The 14,883-nt window shown below is 55.2% G+C and carries 16 protein-coding genes; 9 read left to right on the plus strand and 7 right to left on the minus strand.

Going from position 1 to position 14,883, the window contains the following annotated elements; genetic code table 11:
- Positions 1–49: 49 nt before the first annotated feature.
- Positions 50–2,092 (plus strand): oligopeptidase A, encoded by a 2,043-nt coding sequence (gene prlC, locus ACTJJA_RS20580; RefSeq protein WP_440669068.1) that lies wholly within the window; start codon positions 50–52, stop codon positions 2,090–2,092.
- A gap of 7 nt (positions 2,093–2,099) precedes the next feature.
- Positions 2,100–2,852: a 16S rRNA (guanine(1516)-N(2))-methyltransferase RsmJ gene (gene rsmJ, locus ACTJJA_RS20585; protein WP_440669069.1), complete on the plus strand. Its 753-nt coding sequence runs from the start codon at positions 2,100–2,102 to the stop codon at positions 2,850–2,852.
- A gap of 91 nt (positions 2,853–2,943) precedes the next feature.
- Here rsmJ and uspA read toward each other — a convergent pair whose 3' ends face one another.
- The gene (uspA, locus tag ACTJJA_RS20590) at positions 2,944–3,381 is read right to left on the minus strand and encodes a universal stress protein UspA (protein WP_003861223.1); all 438 of its coding nucleotides are present in this window, start codon (positions 3,379–3,381) and stop codon (positions 2,944–2,946) included.
- A gap of 283 nt (positions 3,382–3,664) precedes the next feature.
- Here uspA and uspB point away from each other — a divergent pair, with 283 nt between their 5' ends.
- On the plus strand, positions 3,665–4,000 hold the full coding sequence (gene uspB / locus ACTJJA_RS20595; RefSeq protein ID WP_003861224.1) for a universal stress protein UspB: 336 nt from the start codon (positions 3,665–3,667) through the stop codon (positions 3,998–4,000).
- Positions 4,001–4,043: 43 nt separating this feature from the next.
- Here the strand turns inward: uspB and ACTJJA_RS20600 are convergent, their stop codons facing one another.
- From ACTJJA_RS20600 to pitA, 3 genes are all read right to left on the minus strand, one after another.
- A complete protein-coding gene (locus ACTJJA_RS20600; protein WP_440669070.1) occupies positions 4,044–4,451 on the minus strand; it encodes a hypothetical protein in 408 nt (135 codons plus the stop codon).
- Positions 4,429–4,818, minus strand: a complete 390-nt coding sequence (locus ACTJJA_RS20605; RefSeq protein WP_029740249.1) for a polymorphic toxin type 44 domain-containing protein — start codon at positions 4,816–4,818, stop codon at positions 4,429–4,431. The genes ACTJJA_RS20600 and ACTJJA_RS20605 overlap by 23 nt, the downstream gene beginning before the upstream one ends.
- Positions 4,819–4,993: 175 nt before the next feature.
- Positions 4,994–6,493: an inorganic phosphate transporter PitA gene (gene pitA / locus ACTJJA_RS20610; RefSeq protein WP_010436629.1), complete on the minus strand. Its 1,500-nt coding sequence runs from the start codon at positions 6,491–6,493 to the stop codon at positions 4,994–4,996.
- Between the two features lie 228 nt (positions 6,494–6,721).
- Between pitA and ACTJJA_RS20615 the strand changes: the two genes are divergently transcribed.
- The 3 genes from ACTJJA_RS20615 to ACTJJA_RS20625 all read left to right on the plus strand — a co-directional run bounded on the left by ACTJJA_RS20615 (position 6,722) and on the right by ACTJJA_RS20625 (position 9,613).
- Positions 6,722–7,915 (plus strand): NAD(P)/FAD-dependent oxidoreductase, encoded by a 1,194-nt coding sequence (locus ACTJJA_RS20615; protein WP_440669071.1) that lies wholly within the window; start codon positions 6,722–6,724, stop codon positions 7,913–7,915.
- A 108-nt stretch (positions 7,916–8,023) separates the two neighbouring features.
- Positions 8,024–8,422 carry a potassium channel family protein gene (locus ACTJJA_RS20620; protein ID WP_440669072.1) on the plus strand — a complete coding sequence of 133 codons (399 nt, stop codon included), beginning with the start codon at positions 8,024–8,026 and terminating at the stop codon, positions 8,420–8,422.
- A 165-nt stretch (positions 8,423–8,587) separates the two neighbouring features.
- On the plus strand, positions 8,588–9,613 hold the full coding sequence (locus ACTJJA_RS20625) for a TerC/Alx family metal homeostasis membrane protein (protein ID WP_042717234.1): 1,026 nt from the start codon (positions 8,588–8,590) through the stop codon (positions 9,611–9,613).
- 60 nt (positions 9,614–9,673) lie between these two features.
- Here ACTJJA_RS20625 and ACTJJA_RS20630 read toward each other — a convergent pair whose 3' ends face one another.
- Positions 9,674–10,336, minus strand: a complete 663-nt coding sequence (locus ACTJJA_RS20630) for an HAD family hydrolase (protein WP_089598690.1) — start codon at positions 10,334–10,336, stop codon at positions 9,674–9,676.
- A 237-nt stretch (positions 10,337–10,573) separates the two neighbouring features.
- On the opposite strand from ACTJJA_RS20630, the gene ACTJJA_RS20635 reads away from it, so the two are divergent.
- Positions 10,574–11,101 carry an NlpC/P60 family protein gene (locus ACTJJA_RS20635; RefSeq protein ID WP_440669073.1) on the plus strand — a complete coding sequence of 176 codons (528 nt, stop codon included), beginning with the start codon at positions 10,574–10,576 and terminating at the stop codon, positions 11,099–11,101.
- A 4-nt stretch (positions 11,102–11,105) separates the two neighbouring features.
- On the opposite strand, the gene ACTJJA_RS20640 is transcribed toward ACTJJA_RS20635, so the two are convergent.
- Together ACTJJA_RS20640 and ACTJJA_RS20645 are read right to left on the minus strand one after the other, a co-directional pair.
- Entirely contained in the window at positions 11,106–11,900 is a 795-nt protein-coding gene (locus tag ACTJJA_RS20640; protein WP_172701558.1) for an SDR family NAD(P)-dependent oxidoreductase, read from the minus strand.
- Positions 11,901–11,932: 32 nt separating this feature from the next.
- On the minus strand, positions 11,933–12,814 hold the full coding sequence (locus tag ACTJJA_RS20645; protein WP_440669074.1) for a LysR family transcriptional regulator: 882 nt from the start codon (positions 12,812–12,814) through the stop codon (positions 11,933–11,935).
- Between the two features lie 99 nt (positions 12,815–12,913).
- Here ACTJJA_RS20645 and ACTJJA_RS20650 point away from each other — a divergent pair, with 99 nt between their 5' ends.
- Both ACTJJA_RS20650 and arnB read left to right on the plus strand, forming a co-directional pair.
- Positions 12,914–13,420: a phenolic acid decarboxylase gene (locus ACTJJA_RS20650; protein WP_440669075.1), complete on the plus strand. Its 507-nt coding sequence runs from the start codon at positions 12,914–12,916 to the stop codon at positions 13,418–13,420.
- A gap of 323 nt (positions 13,421–13,743) precedes the next feature.
- Positions 13,744–14,883, plus strand: coding sequence for a UDP-4-amino-4-deoxy-L-arabinose aminotransferase (gene arnB, locus ACTJJA_RS20655; protein WP_440669076.1), 1,140 nt, complete (start codon positions 13,744–13,746; stop codon positions 14,881–14,883).

Consider the following 14,883-nt stretch of genomic DNA (forward strand, 5'->3'; position numbering starts at 1 on the left):
ACAGCGCCGGATGCGCGCTTCATTCACCTATTTCAACAGGACAGCGTTTATGACCAATCCATTACTGACGCCTTTTTCGTTGCCGCCGTTTTCTAAAATCCTCCCTGAGCATGTGGTTCCAGCCGTTACGCAATCGCTGGACAACTGCCGCGCGGCGGTAGAAAACGTGGTTGCGCAGGGCGCGCCGTACACCTGGGAAAATCTGTGTCAGCCGCTGGCCGAAGTGGACGACGTGCTGGGGCGTATTTTCTCCCCGGTGAGCCACCTGAATTCGGTAAAAAACAGCCCGGAACTGCGCGAAGCCTACGAACAAACCCTGCCGCTGCTCTCTGAGTACAGCACCTGGGTCGGCCAGCATGAAGGGCTCTACAAGGCGTATCGCGATCTGCGCGACGGCGACCACTATGCCGAACTGAACACCGCGCAGAAAAAATCCGTCGATAACGCCCTGCGTGATTTCGAGCTTTCCGGGATTGGTCTGCCAAAAGAGAAGCAGACCCGCTACGGTGAAATTGCCGCGCGTCTCTCCGAGCTGGGCAACCAGTACAGCAACAACGTGCTCGACGCTACCATGGGCTGGACGAAGCTGATCACCGACGAAGCGCAGCTAGCCGGAATGCCGGAAAGCGCGCTGGCGGCGGCAAAAGCCCAGGCCGAAGCGAAAGAGCAGGAAGGCTTCCTGTTAACGCTGGATATCCCAAGCTATCTGCCGGTGATGACCTACTGCGACAACCAGGCATTGCGCGAAGAGATGTACCGCGCCTACAGCACCCGCGCTTCCGATCAGGGGCCAAATGCCGGTAAATGGGACAACAGCCCGGTGATGGCGGAAATCCTCGCGTTGCGTCACGAGCTGGCCCAACTGCTGGGCTTTGAAAACTACGCCGATAAATCTCTCGCCACTAAAATGGCGGAGAACCCGCAGCAGGTACTCGACTTCCTGACCGATCTCGCGAAACGCGCCCGTCCGCAGGGTGAAAAAGAGCTGGCCCAGCTGCGCGCCTTCGCCAAAGCGGAGTTCGGCGTGGACGAGCTGCAGCCGTGGGACATCGCTTACTACAGCGAAAAGCAGAAGCAGCACCTCTACAGCATCAGCGACGAGCAGCTGCGCCCGTACTTCCCGGAAAACAAAGCCGTTAACGGCCTGTTTGAAGTGGTGAAACGCATTTACGGCATCACCGCGAAAGAGCGTACCGATATCGACGTCTGGCATCCGGACGTGCGCTTCTTCGAACTGTATGACGAGAAAAATGAACTGCGCGGCAGCTTCTACCTTGACCTATACGCCCGTGAGAACAAGCGCGGCGGGGCGTGGATGGACGACTGCGTGGGCCAGATGCGTAAAGCCGACGGTTCCCTGCAGAAGCCGGTCGCTTACCTGACCTGTAACTTCAACCGTCCGGTGAGCGGCAAGCCTGCGCTCTTCACACACGATGAAGTGATTACCCTGTTCCACGAGTTCGGTCACGGTCTGCACCACATGCTGACCCGCATCGAAACCGCAGGCGTAGCCGGTATCAGCGGCGTGCCTTGGGATGCGGTCGAGCTGCCAAGCCAGTTTATGGAAAACTGGTGCTGGGAGCCGGACGCGCTGGCGTTTATCTCCGGTCACTATGAAACCGGCGAACCGCTGCCGAAAGAACTGCTGGATAAAATGCTGGCGGCGAAAAACTACCAGGCGGCGATGTTCATCCTGCGTCAGCTGGAGTTCGGCCTGTTCGATTTCCGCCTGCACGCCGAGTTCAGCCCGGAGCAGGGGGCGAAAATCCTCGACACCCTGGCAGAGATCAAAAAGCAGGTTGCCGTTATTCCAGGGCCAACCTGGGGCCGCTTCCCGCATGCCTTCAGCCACATCTTTGCTGGCGGCTACGCGGCGGGCTACTACAGCTACCTGTGGGCCGACGTGCTGGCGGCAGATGCCTTCTCTCGTTTCGAAGAAGAGGGGATCTTCAACCGCGAAACCGGTCAGTCGTTCCTCGACAACATCCTGACCCGCGGCGGTTCTGAAGAGCCAATGGTGCTGTTCAAACGCTTCCGTGGCCGCGAGCCGCAGCTGGATGCGATGCTTGAGCATTACGGGATCAAAGGCTGATTGTTACGTGAAGATCTGCTTAGTAGATGAAACGGGCGCCGGAGACGGCGCCTTATCTGTTCTGGCGGCCCGCTGGGGGCTGGAACACGATGAAGAAAACCCGATGGCGCTGGTGATGACGCCGGAGCACCTGGAGTTACGTAAGCGCGATGAACCGAAGCTCGGCGGGATTTTTGTCGACTTTGTCGGCGGCGCGATGGCGCACCGGCGCAAGTTCGGCGGCGGTCGCGGCGAGGCGGTGGCTAAAGCGGTCGGCATCAAAGGGAGCTATCTTCCGGACGTGGTGGACGCCACGGCGGGGCTGGGGCGCGATGCCTTTGTGCTGGCGTCTGTCGGCTGTCACGTGCGAATGCTGGAGCGTAATCCGGTGGTTGCTGCGCTGCTCGACGACGGGCTGGCGCGCGGCTACGCGGACCCGGAAATCGGCCCGTGGTTGCAGGAACGGCTACAGCTGATTCACGCCTCCAGCCTGACGGCGCTGACCGATATCACTCCGCGCCCGCAGGTGGTCTATCTCGACCCGATGTTCCCGCATAAGCAGAAAAGCGCGCTGGTAAAGAAAGAGATGCGGGTGTTTCAGTCGCTGGTGGGGCCGGATTTAGATGCAGATGGCCTGCTGGAGCCTGCCCGTCAGCTTGCAACGAAGCGGGTGGTGGTGAAGCGCCCGGACTATGCGCCGCCGCTGGCGGATGTCGCCACGACCAATGCGGTGACCACCAAAGGGCACCGGTTTGATATTTATTCGGGTACGCCGGAATAAAAAAGCCGGGTGGCGGCTTCGCCTTACCCGGCCTACGTTCAGTGCCATTTGTAGGCCCGGTAAGCGTTAGCGCCACCGGGCTTTTTTGCACTTACTCGTCTTCTTCATCACGCAGCGGAACAATCAGCATATCCACGTGAACGGTATTAATTAGCTGGCGCGCGGAAGACATCAGCTTGCTCCAGAAGTCCTGATGGTGACCGCAAACCACCAGGTCCATGTCGTATTTCTTGATCGCATCCACAAGTACCTGGCCCAGGTCGCCGCTGCCGCTCAGGGTTTCGGTGATTGGATAGCCCGCGTTGGTGGACAGTTCGCTCAGCGCATGGTGAGTCTCTTCGGAGATGCGTTTCTGCATATCGCCAAGATTCACGTCGATCAGACCGGTGTAAAGGTCGGAGTAGTTCACATCAACGTGAATCAGCGAAACTTTCGCGTTGTAGGGACGTGCCATGGATACCGCTTTATCAACCAGCACTTTGCTCTCCGGGGAGAGGTCTACCGCGATGAGAATGTGTTTGTAAGCCATAGTGTTACTCCTTCCTTAAGTTATCGATGACTAAATGAGAATGCCGTCGTCTGATACATTCATTACGGCCCAGTTAAACATATTTTTCAAGCTTTGGTGTTGATAACGATTAACCTTGTGGCAAAAAAATTAACGGATCTCCTACACTATTTAATGAACCGTTCGGATATTAAAACGCGAACCGGATCGACTTTTGGTCATTCTTTCACTGAACTGTCTGTCAGGGCATTGGAGTGCGGTAGCTCAGAAGCCTTGCTTCGTGGGCGGACGCCGGGGAGGATGTATGATTAGCACCGTCGCATTGTTTTGGGCGTTATGCGTAGTTTGCATAGTGAATATGGCGCGCTACTTCTCATCGTTACGTGCGCTGTTAGTAGTACTTCGTGGTTGCGATCCGTTGCTTTATCAGTATGTGGACGGTGGAGGGTTCTTCACCTCGCATGGACAGCCCAGCAAACAGATGCGTCTGGTGGGATACATCTACTACCAGCGTTACCGCGATCATCACGATGAAGAGTTTATCCGTCGTTGCGAGCGTCTGCGTCGTCAGTTCATTTTGACCAGCGCCCTGTGCGGGCTGGTCGTGGTCAGTATGATTGCATTGATGATTTGGCACTGAGTATCACAGCAGGCGGGGAAAGCCCCGCCTTCTTTCATCTGGCTCAGGGTTTAACTGAGAACCGGAGACTGGAGATATTGTTCTCCATCGAAATAACCTTCCCGCTATAGGCAATTTTCACTTCCCCGCTTGTATCAATACTGGCTGCGGTAATCGTGCCTGTACCTTCGATGACAGGATGCTTCATAGCAAGCTGATGGATAATGTCGGTATCTTTCCCTGCGATCTCCCCCGAGAGATAGTAACGGTAGATTGTTGGTACGGTTGTGCCACCCTGATTGTTCACGGTCATATAGAGCCAGACGCTATCGGATAATTTATAAACGCGCTGTAGCTCATCGCTATTTCGCTGATTGGGCTGATGGTTTAACCAGAGAAATCCAATGGCCAGAACCAGAAGCGAAACGGTAACAAGGCGATGAATCCATTTAATAGCCGTTTTGAATGGCATACTCTATTCCTTCTCTGATGTTGCGTTGGTCCGTTGGGTCGTCTCCGTAAGGTGGCTTTTCGTACCATTTTCCCCATTCCGGTTTTGAGGTACCTGCCCGGCCTTGAGCCCAGCCTGCGCCCATAAGAAGGATGTTTGCAGGGATACCTGCCGCAGTACCTGCGGCTCCGAAGTTGAAGTTACCAAATGCAGCAAAATAAGGGTCGAATTTTTTATAATCCCAGGGACCGCCATTTCGGACTTTTTGGTAGAACCAATAATACGTTGAGGGCGTGGCCATATTGCGTGACATTCCGTTAAGGCGTGCCTCACGCATATTGTTCGCTATAACGATTGAACCCGGTCCTGAGATAGGGACAGAAGCCATACATTCTCCTTTGTCTGGATTTATCTTCTGGCCGCCATGATAGTTTTTTCTATGTTTTGAAATTGAGCAAAAAATGTTCATAAAATCCTCATGTTATCAAACACCTCATGGCAAATAGCAGCCATAAAAAAAGCGGGTCAGTTTCCTGACCCGCTTTTTTATCGCCTTCAACCGATTAAATCAGCTTCAGCGAAATCCAGTACAAACCGCCAGACAGCAGGATGGATGCCGGAAGGGTAAACACCCAGGCCATCAGAATGTTGGTCACGGTTTTGCGCTGCAGACCGCCGCCGTCAACAATCATGGTACCTGCCACGGACGAGGAGAGTACGTGGGTGGTGGATACTGGCATACCGGTGTAGCTCGCCAGACCGATAGAAACCGCCGCCGTCATCTGCGCAGACATACCCTGCGCATAGGTCATGCCTTTCTTACCGATCTTCTCGCCGATGGTGGTCGCCACACGACGCCAGCCAATCATTGTACCGATACCCAGTGCCAGCGCGACGGCCATGATGATCCAGATTGGCGCGTACTCAATGGTGTTGAGCATATCGCTTTTCAGTTTCTTCAGCAGACGCTTGTCGTCAGCATTCACGTCTGGCAGCTTCGCGACTTTATCCGTCACGTCAGAGATGCAGAGCATGATGCGACGCAGCTGGCCACGCTGTTCAACAGCCAGTTTGTCGTAGCTTTCGATGTCGCCCAGCATGCCTTTGGCTCGTTCCAGCGCGTTAATCGCGTTTGCCGGATGGCAGTGGAACTCGCCCGGCGCGGTGGTGGCACCCGCTTCAGGAGACGGAATCAACTGGTCAACGCCGGTCGCTTTCTTCAACAGGGCAGGATGCTGCTGGAAGTACACTTCGACGTTGTTAATTGCATCACGGGTACGGGTGATTTCGTAACCGGAGGCGTTCATGTTGACCACGAAACCTGCCGGTGCGACGCCAATCAGTACCAGCATCACCAGACCAATCCCTTTCTGACCATCGTTCGCGCCGTGAGAGAACGCCACGCCAATAGCGGAAATGATCAGCGCAATACGCGTCCAGAATGGCGGCTTTTTCTTGCCGTCTTTCTTCTCACGCTCTGCTGGCGTCAGGTGGATACGCGCACGTTTTTTCGTGTTGCTCCAGTAGCGACGCAGGATGAAAATTAATCCACCCGCAACCACCAGACCCACGATAGGAGAGATGATCAAAGAGCCGAAAATCCCCAACACTTTCGGGATGTTCAGCGCATCAACAACGGACGTCCCGGTCATCAGGGCATTGGTTAACCCGATACCGATAATCGCGCCGATGAGAGTGTGAGAACTGGATGCAGGCAGGCCGAAATACCAGGTACCGAGGTTCCAGATAATTGCAGCAAGCAGCATTGAGAACACCATAGCAAGGCCATGGCCAGAACTAACGTTGAGAAGCAGATCCGTTGGCAGCATATGCACGATCGCATACGCAACGCTCAGTCCGCCCAGGAGGACACCGAAAAAGTTAAATACCGCCGCCATAACAACCGCAAGCTGCGATCGCATTGCGCGAGTGTAGATAACCGTTGCTACTGCGTTTGCAGTGTCGTGGAAGCCGTTGATCGCTTCGTAAAACAGTACAAAAACCAGAGCAAGCAATAATAAAAGCCCGGTATGTAAATCCAGGCCGGCAAACAAATGTAGCATAGGACGTTACGCCATTTTGAGGACATGAACGCGGCGCATTATCCAGGACAAATGCACGGCGGGCAAAGTGAAATATAGACTTTTTTTGACATACCACCTGATTTGGGAAAAGTGCCTGAAAGGATAATCTTTAAATATCAATGAAATGGCTTTGTAATATCTTTTTACGCTGGTGTGACCACAGAGGAAACTTTACAATCCGCGGCAGTTAACGAAGAGGATTTTGACGTGGAAAGGTTTGATGCCGTGGTAATTGGCGCCGGTGCGGCGGGTATGTTTTGTGCGGCAATGGCCGGACAGGCGGGTCGTCGTGTGCTGCTGCTGGATAACGGTAAAAAGCCAGGCCGTAAGATCCTGATGTCCGGCGGCGGGCGCTGCAACTTTACTAATCTGTATGTTGAACCCGCGGCCTATTTGAGCCAAAACCGTCATTTTTGCAAATCTGCGCTGGCGCGTTACACCCAGTGGGATTTTATCGATCTGGTGGGTAAGCACGACATCGCGTGGCATGAGAAGACGCTGGGCCAGCTGTTCTGCGACGACTCCGCGCAGCAGATTGTCGATATGCTGGTGGCCGAGTGCGAGAAGGGTGGCGTGACGATGCGCCTGCGTACGGAAGTGCTGGAGGTCGCCCGCGACGAGCAGGGTTACAGGCTACAGCTGAACGGTGAAACCGTCAGCGCCGACAGCCTGGTGATCGCCAGCGGCGGCCTGTCGATGCCGGGGCTGGGCGCGTCCCCGTTCGGCTATAAAATTGCCGAACAGTTTGGCCTGAAAGTCTTGCCAACGCGTGCCGGTCTGGTGCCGTTCACGCTGCATAAACCGCTTCTGGAACAGCTCCAGACGCTTTCCGGCGTGTCCGTTCCCTCGGTCATTACCGCCGAAGACGGCACGGTGTTCCGCGAAAACCTGCTCTTTACCCATCGCGGCCTCTCCGGTCCGGCGGTGCTGCAAATCTCCAGCTACTGGCAGCCGGGCGAATTTGTGACGGTAAACCTGGTGCCGGACTGCGATCTGGACGTGTTCCTCAACGAGCAGCGTACCGCGCACCCGAATCAGAGCCTGAAAAATACCCTGGCGATGCAGCTGCCGAAGCGTCTGGTGGAGTGCCTGCAGGTGCTGGGGCAGATCCCCGATGTGTCGCTTAAGCAGCTAAACAGCCGCGAGCAGGACGCGCTGGTCGAGACGCTGACAGCCTGGCGCGTTCAGCCAAACGGCACCGAGGGCTACCGCACGGCGGAAGTGACGCTGGGCGGTGTTGATACGCACGAACTTTCTTCGCGCACCATGGAAGCACGCAATGTTCCAGGGCTCTACTTCATTGGTGAAGTGATGGACGTCACCGGCTGGCTCGGCGGGTATAACTTCCAGTGGGCGTGGGCCAGCGCCTGGGCGTGCGCGCAGGCGCTGGCAGAGAAATAATCACGTAACGCAATTATTGCACCAACGTTGTCACGCCATTCAACTATGCTTCGACCAGAGGCCCCGTCACGTTCGCGGGGCCATTTTCGATTGGTCAGAGCACATCTCATGCAGCTACTCAGCATTATTATTTTGCTTTCCCTTACCGTGGTGATCCATTCGCTGTGGATGTTTGGCGTTCTAAAATTCATTAAATTTGACGTCGATTCCGCGGTGCGAATCGTTTTGCGTAATGTCGTTATTGTTATCTCGATGATCTTCGCCCATCTCCTTGAGGCCGGGCTGTTTGCGGCGTTTTATTTTGTTATTGATGCGTTTAATAGCTGGAACACCAGCTTCTACTTTTCACTGGTCAGCTACGCCACCGTGGGTTATGGCGATGTGACGTTACCCCAGCACTGGCGGCTGATCGGTGGACTGGAAGGGCTGGTAGGGGCGTTGATGGTAGGCTGGTCCGTGGCGGTGCTGGTGACGGTACTCCAGCGTTTACGCGGCATGAGTGCCTAAACGGCAGATGCGCCACCCTACGTTGTGAGGTAAAGTACACACCTTGCGCAGCCACAGAGCTGCGGTTTTGAGGGTGGAGACGTTGAACAACAGTCCACCCTTTTTCTCGGCTGGTTTACGCCAGTCTGCATGGTGCTGTGTTTTGCCTCTATAAAAGGGTTGTGTATGTCTGCTGCTCATCTCGGTTTCCCGACGGAAACCGTTGTTGTCTTTGTCGTAATGGCCGTTGGGGCGATGTTTATCGACCTCTTCATGCACCGTCACGATAAACCTGTCTCGCTGAAAAGCGCGGCGATGTGGTCCGTTTTCTGGTTCTCGATGGCGATGGCGTTTGCCGGGTTCCTGTACATCCACCACGGTGCCGAAATGGCGAGCCTGTTCCTTACCGGTTACGCGCTGGAGGAAGTTCTCTCCATTGATAACCTGTTCGTGATGATGGCCATCTTCGCCTGGTTTGGCGTGCCGGATAAATACCGTCACCGTGTGCTCTACTGGGGCGTGCTGGGGGCGATTGTTTTCCGCGGCATCTTTGTGGCTATCGGCACCAGCCTGTTAAGCCTGGGACCGTACGTTGAGGTCGTTTTCGCGCTGGTCGTCGGCTGGACGGCGGTGATGATGCTCAAGCGCAATGAAGAGAGCGATGAAGTTGAAGATTACTCCGGTCATCTGGCTTATCGTCTGGTAAAACGCTTTTACCCGGTCTGGCCGAAAATCAGCAGCCACGCGTTTATCCTGACGCAAAAAGAGGTGGATGCTGAGCTGGAGAAGCCTGAAAACCAGGACGTCATGGTTGGCCGCGTGAAGAAAGCGAAGCGCTACGCGACGCCGTTACTGCTCTGTGTGGCGGTGGTGGAACTCTCTGACGTAATGTTCGCGTTTGACTCCGTACCGGCCATTATCGCGGTGAGCCGCGAACCGCTGATTATCTACAGCGCCATGATGTTCGCTATCCTCGGCCTGCGTACCCTTTACTTCGTGCTGGAAGCGCTGAAGCAGTATCTGGTGCACCTCGAGAAAGCCGTGGTGTTGCTGCTGTTCTTTGTGGCGTTCAAGCTGGGTCTGAATGCCACCGATCACTTCTGGCATCACGGTTACAGCATTGGCGCGACGGCCAGTCTGTTTGTGGTGTTGGGCGTGCTGGCGCTGGGGATTATTGCGAGCGTGATGTTCCCGGGGAAACGTACTGCCTGATGCATCGTTTGTCTCCCTCTCCCTGTGGGAGAGGGCCGGGGTGAGGGCAAAAGACCGCACTTACCCCTTAATCGGTGAATTCCGACGCTTGCGCGGATGATGGAAGTGACGCCAGTGTGGATCCTGCGCTGCCGCCAGCAGTTCGTGGTCACCACGGGTGTCACCCCAGGCGCGCAGGTGGTAGGTGTTGAGATCGCCGTAGACCTTTTCCAGCCTCGCCACTTTCTGTGCACAGCGGCAGTTATTGCCGGTGATACGTCCGGTCAGCTTGCCGTTTTTCACTTCCAGTTGCGTACCAATCAGCTTAATGCCGAGCTTATCCGCCCATGGCTGAAGCACCAGTGCCGGGGAGGCGGAGCAGATAGTCACTTCCGCACCGGAATTCACCTCAGCCGCAACGGCTAAAACCCCTTCAGGGCGCATCAGCTTGTTCCAGTATTTTTCACAAAAGGCTTCCGCCTGCTGACGTAACCAGTGCTCGTCCACCCCTGTCAGGAACGTTTTGATCAACACCTCTTTCAGCTCATCACGCGTTAGCTTGCGGCGCACGCAGTGGAGCGTCGGTAACGCCATCCGCACCAGCCGTCCCGCAAAGTAACGCTTGCCAAAGGCAAAGCGCAGGAAAGGGATAAAGCTGTCGTGATGCGTCAATGTTCCATCAAAGTCAAAGACAGAGAGCACGTGGGATTTAGCCACGGCGTCGTCGGCAATCATATTGGTCATAAATACGTCTTAGCTGAAATACACATTCTGCTCATTAGTTTACCTGCTTTAACGCCACAGTCCTTATACCACGCGCGTTTTTTTCTCATTCTTGCGACAGGGACGAAAAGTCCAAAATCAGACCCGATAAGAATTGGATGAAAAACGAACAGTCTATATTATCGCCACATTGCACGATTTTTGGGGAAATATTGGCCCCACCCGTAAGGAAAAACTCACTCACTGCTTCTTTTTGATATGACTCTTAGATCGCTTATTTCAATACTCTCGTTAAGTTTTGCCTCGTTTTCAGCATTTAGTTTTCAACTGCCTGCTTCCATGTTGTCAATGAACAGCGAGCTGTCGGTATCCCCGGCAAAGTCCGGGCTGATGCATCAGCAAACGGGTCCGCTACGTTCCCGCATTCTCGATCAATACCAGAAATGGAAAGGGACCCACTACCAGTGGGGAGGAACCACGCATCGCGGGGTAGATTGCTCTGCGCTGATGCAGCACCTCTTCAGTGATGCCGCACACCTGGAACTGCCGCGCACCACGAGCGAGCAGATCCATCGCGGTGTGCAGGTGGCACAATACCGTTTGAAGGCCGGAGATTTGGTGTTTTTCCAGACGGGCCCGAACCGAAAGCACGTGGGGGTTTATATTGGTGATAGCCAGTTTATTCACGCCTCGAGCAGCCAGGGCGTAACGGTTTCAACCCTGACGGACAACTACTGGCAGGAACATTTCATCACCGCCCGCCGGGTGGCGGGCGCTGCAGCCTGACGGCTCAGATGATGTCATCCACTACGCCACCATCGACGCGCAGTGCCGCGCCGGAGGTGGCGGAGGCCTGCGTCGAACAGACATACACCACCATATTCGCCACTTCTTCCACCGTCGCGGCGCGCTGAATCACCGAGCTGGGGCGATTAGCCATCACAAACTCTTTCGCCAGTTGCTCCAGCGATTTCCCGGTTTTCTCGATCTCGTCTTTCATCATCCCGGCAAAACCGTCAGACATCGTCGGTCCTGGCAGGACGCTGTTAACCGTGACGCCGCTTCCGGCTACAAATTTCGCCAGCCCGCGCGCCAGCGAGAGCTGCGCCGTTTTGGTCACGCCATAGTGGATCATATCCGCCGGAATATTGCAGGCTGATTCGGACGAAATAAACACCACGCGCCCCCAGCCTTTCTGCACCATGCCGGGCAGCAGGGCGCGGGAGAGGCGCACGCCGGACATTACGTTGGTCTGCCAGTAACGCTCCCAGGTGTCATCGTCGGTGGAGTAGAAATCCTGCGGGCCGTAAATCCCCGCGTTGTTGACCAGAATGTCGACGTTCGTTGCCACGTTCAGCAGCGCGTCCACCCCTTCCGGTGTACTGAGATCGGCAATGGCCGCCCGCACCTGCACGCCGGGCACGACCTGCTGGAGTTGCTGGATACCCTTGTTTACCGAGTCCGTGCTGCGGCCATTCACAATCACCTCCGCACCACTTTCAGCCAGCCCTCGGGCGATAGCGAACCCAATCCCGCCGGTTGAGGCGGTCACCAGCGCCACTTTCCCCGTAAAATCGATTTTCATGCTCCGCTCCTTGTGGTTTTAACGTTCAGACCTTAAAGCGTAGCAGGTGAGGATGACGGCTCCTGTTTAAAAAGGTGCAGCAGGGTGTCCACCTGCTCATCCAGCGGGCTGAGCGAGCGCTTAACGATGAGGTGCAGCGGCGTCGCGCGGCGCACGCCGTGGCTGAGCGGCAGCGCTTTCAGAACGCCTTGTTCCAGCTGCGTTTGAATACGCTCTTCCGGCAGCCAGCCGTATCCAACCTGGTTCATCACTGCTTCGATGGCGGCATCAATGGTGGAAAATGTCCAGGACCCGCCAGCAGGACGGGCAGCAGGCTGGCTGTCCGCAATCTGGATAAGCGGCCACGGGCGCAGCAGTTCATCGTTCAGCGGTGCTTCAAGTGCAAACAGAGGGTGCTCGTGATGGGCAACGGCGACAAAGTCGATATTCATCAGCCATTCGCCCAGTCCCGTAATGTCCTGGCGGCGGGTGAGGATCATCACGTCGGCTTCATCGTTCAGCGCATCGTCGCGGCTGTTTTCCAGCACTTCGGTAAGCCGCACCTGCGTTTGCGGATAGCGCTGCTGGAACTGCCGCAAAATGGCGAACAGGCGGCGACGCGGGAAAATACTGTCAACCATGAGGTCGAGTCGGGTCCGCATGCCGCTCTGCAGCGTCGCGGCGCGCGTCTCGACGTAAGAGAACGCCTTCAGCAGCGGTTTAACCTGACTCAGTAATAATTCCCCTGCGGGAGTGAGCACGGCCCGTCTTCCCTCCGCCATCAGCAGCGCCACGCCCAGCCGCTCCTGCAGCAGCGACAGGTTATAGCTGACCGAAGACTGGCTGCGGTGGGTCTCTTCCGCTGCTTTAGCAAAGCTGCCAGCCTCCACCACTCTCTCCAGCAAGGCCCATTGTTCGAGCGTCGTCTTGTGCATAATTAATCTAAAATTTGGATGAATTTGATTCAAACATAGCGTTATTCATTCGTTTTTTGAAGGAATAAGATCGTCTCATCAAAACAAAGGAGACATCTTATGAAAACCTTCGACAAACATGATTTAAGCGGCTTCGTCGGCAAACATCTGGTTTATACCTACGATAACGGCTGGAACTATGAAATTTACGTCAAAAACGAAAACACCCTCGACTACCGTATTCACAGCGGCCTGGTCGGTAACCGTTGGGTGAAAGACCAGCAGGCGTATATCGTCCGCGTTGGGGAGAGCATCTATAAAATCTCCTGGACTGAGCCCACCGGCACCGACGTGAGCCTGATTGTGAACCTGGGCGATAGCCTGTTCCACGGCACGATCTTCTTCCCGCGCTGGGTGATGAACAATCCGGAAAAAACCGTCTGCTTCCAGAACGATCACATTCCGCTGATGAATAGCTATCGCGATGCGGGCCCGGCATATCCAACCGAAGTGATTGATGAATTTGCCACTATTACTTTTGTTCGCGACTGCGGTGCCAATAATGAAAGCGTTATTGCGTGCGCTGCCAGTGAACTTCCAAAAAACTTTCCTGATAATTTAAAATAAGCGCGACAATTAACTAAAACGAAAAGTTCCCGGCTCATTTCATATTTATTCGAAATGGTCGGGAATTTTTTGTTTGTTGATGTTTGGTTTAGATAAAAAGCGCGTTAACGGTGAGCATAATCACAAAATAAATAATTCATAATTTAATAACTCTTTGTTTATTAATTAGTTTCAGTTGTTTTGTTATTCCTCTTTTTCGCTATCTTAATTTTTCCCTAAGAAATGAACGTTACCTTGAGATGAGTTTATGGTTCGTTGAAATAAACGCGTCGGCATTTGGTTAATATCAAAAAGTTGCCTTATACATCTCAAGGAAATTAATAATGCGTGATTTTTTGCCGTTTTCTCGTCCTTCAATGGGCGCTGAGGAAATCGCCGCCGTGCAGGAGGTATTAACCTCCGGCTGGATCACCACCGGGCCGAAAAATCAGGCGCTGGAAGACGCGTTTTGTACGCTTACCGGAAACCGTCATGCGATTGCCGTTTCCTCCGCCACGGCGGGGATGCATGTCACTCTGATGGCGATGGATATCGGTCCCGGTGATGAGGTGATTACCCCCTCCCTGACCTGGGTGTCGACGCTGAATATGATCGTGCTGCTGGGCGCCACGCCGGTGATGATCGACGTCGACAAAGAGACGCTGATGGTGACGCCTGAGGCGGTCGAGGCCGCCATTACGCCCCGCACGAAAGCCATTGTGCCGGTGCATTATGCGGGCGCACCGTGCGATATCGACGCCATTCGCGCCGTCGGTGAACGCAACGGTATTCCCGTCATTGAAGATGCCGCCCATGCCGCCGGAACCTACTACAACAACCGTCACGTGGGCTGGCAGGGCACGGCCATCTTCTCCTTTCACGCCATCAAAAACATGACCTGCGCCGAAGGTGGCCTGGTGGTGACGGATGACGCACAGCTGGCGCAAAAAATCCGCAGCCTGAAGTTCCACGGTCTGGGCGTAGATGCCTATGACCGCCAGACCCACGGCCGCGCGCCGCAGGCGGAGGTCATCACCCCTGGCTTCAAATACAACCTTGCGGATATCAACGCCGCGCTGGCGCTGGTGCAGCTGGGCAAGCTGGGCGAGGCCAATAAGCGCCGTCGCGACATTGCCGACCGCTACCGGCTTGAACTCGCGGATACCCCTTTCCAGCCGCTGCGCACCCCGGCCTGGCCGCATCTGCATGCCTGGCACCTGTTTATTATTCGCGTGGATGAAGCCCGGTGCGGCATTTCGCGCGATGCCCTGATGGCCGCGCTGAAAGAGCAGGGCATCGGTACCGGCCTGCACTTCCGCGCGGCCCACACGCAAAAATATTACCGCGAGCGTTTTCCGGAGGTCTCACTCCCGAACACCGAATGGAACAGCGCGCGTATTTGTTCTCTCCCTCTTTTCCCGGACATGACCCATGACGACACAACCCGCGTCATTACCGCGCTCCATCAGCTTGCAGGACATTGA

Origin of the sequence: Enterobacter sp. 22452, from assembly GCF_052045065.1 — a bacterium.
GTDB lineage: Bacteria > Pseudomonadota > Gammaproteobacteria > Enterobacterales > Enterobacteriaceae > Enterobacter > Enterobacter mori.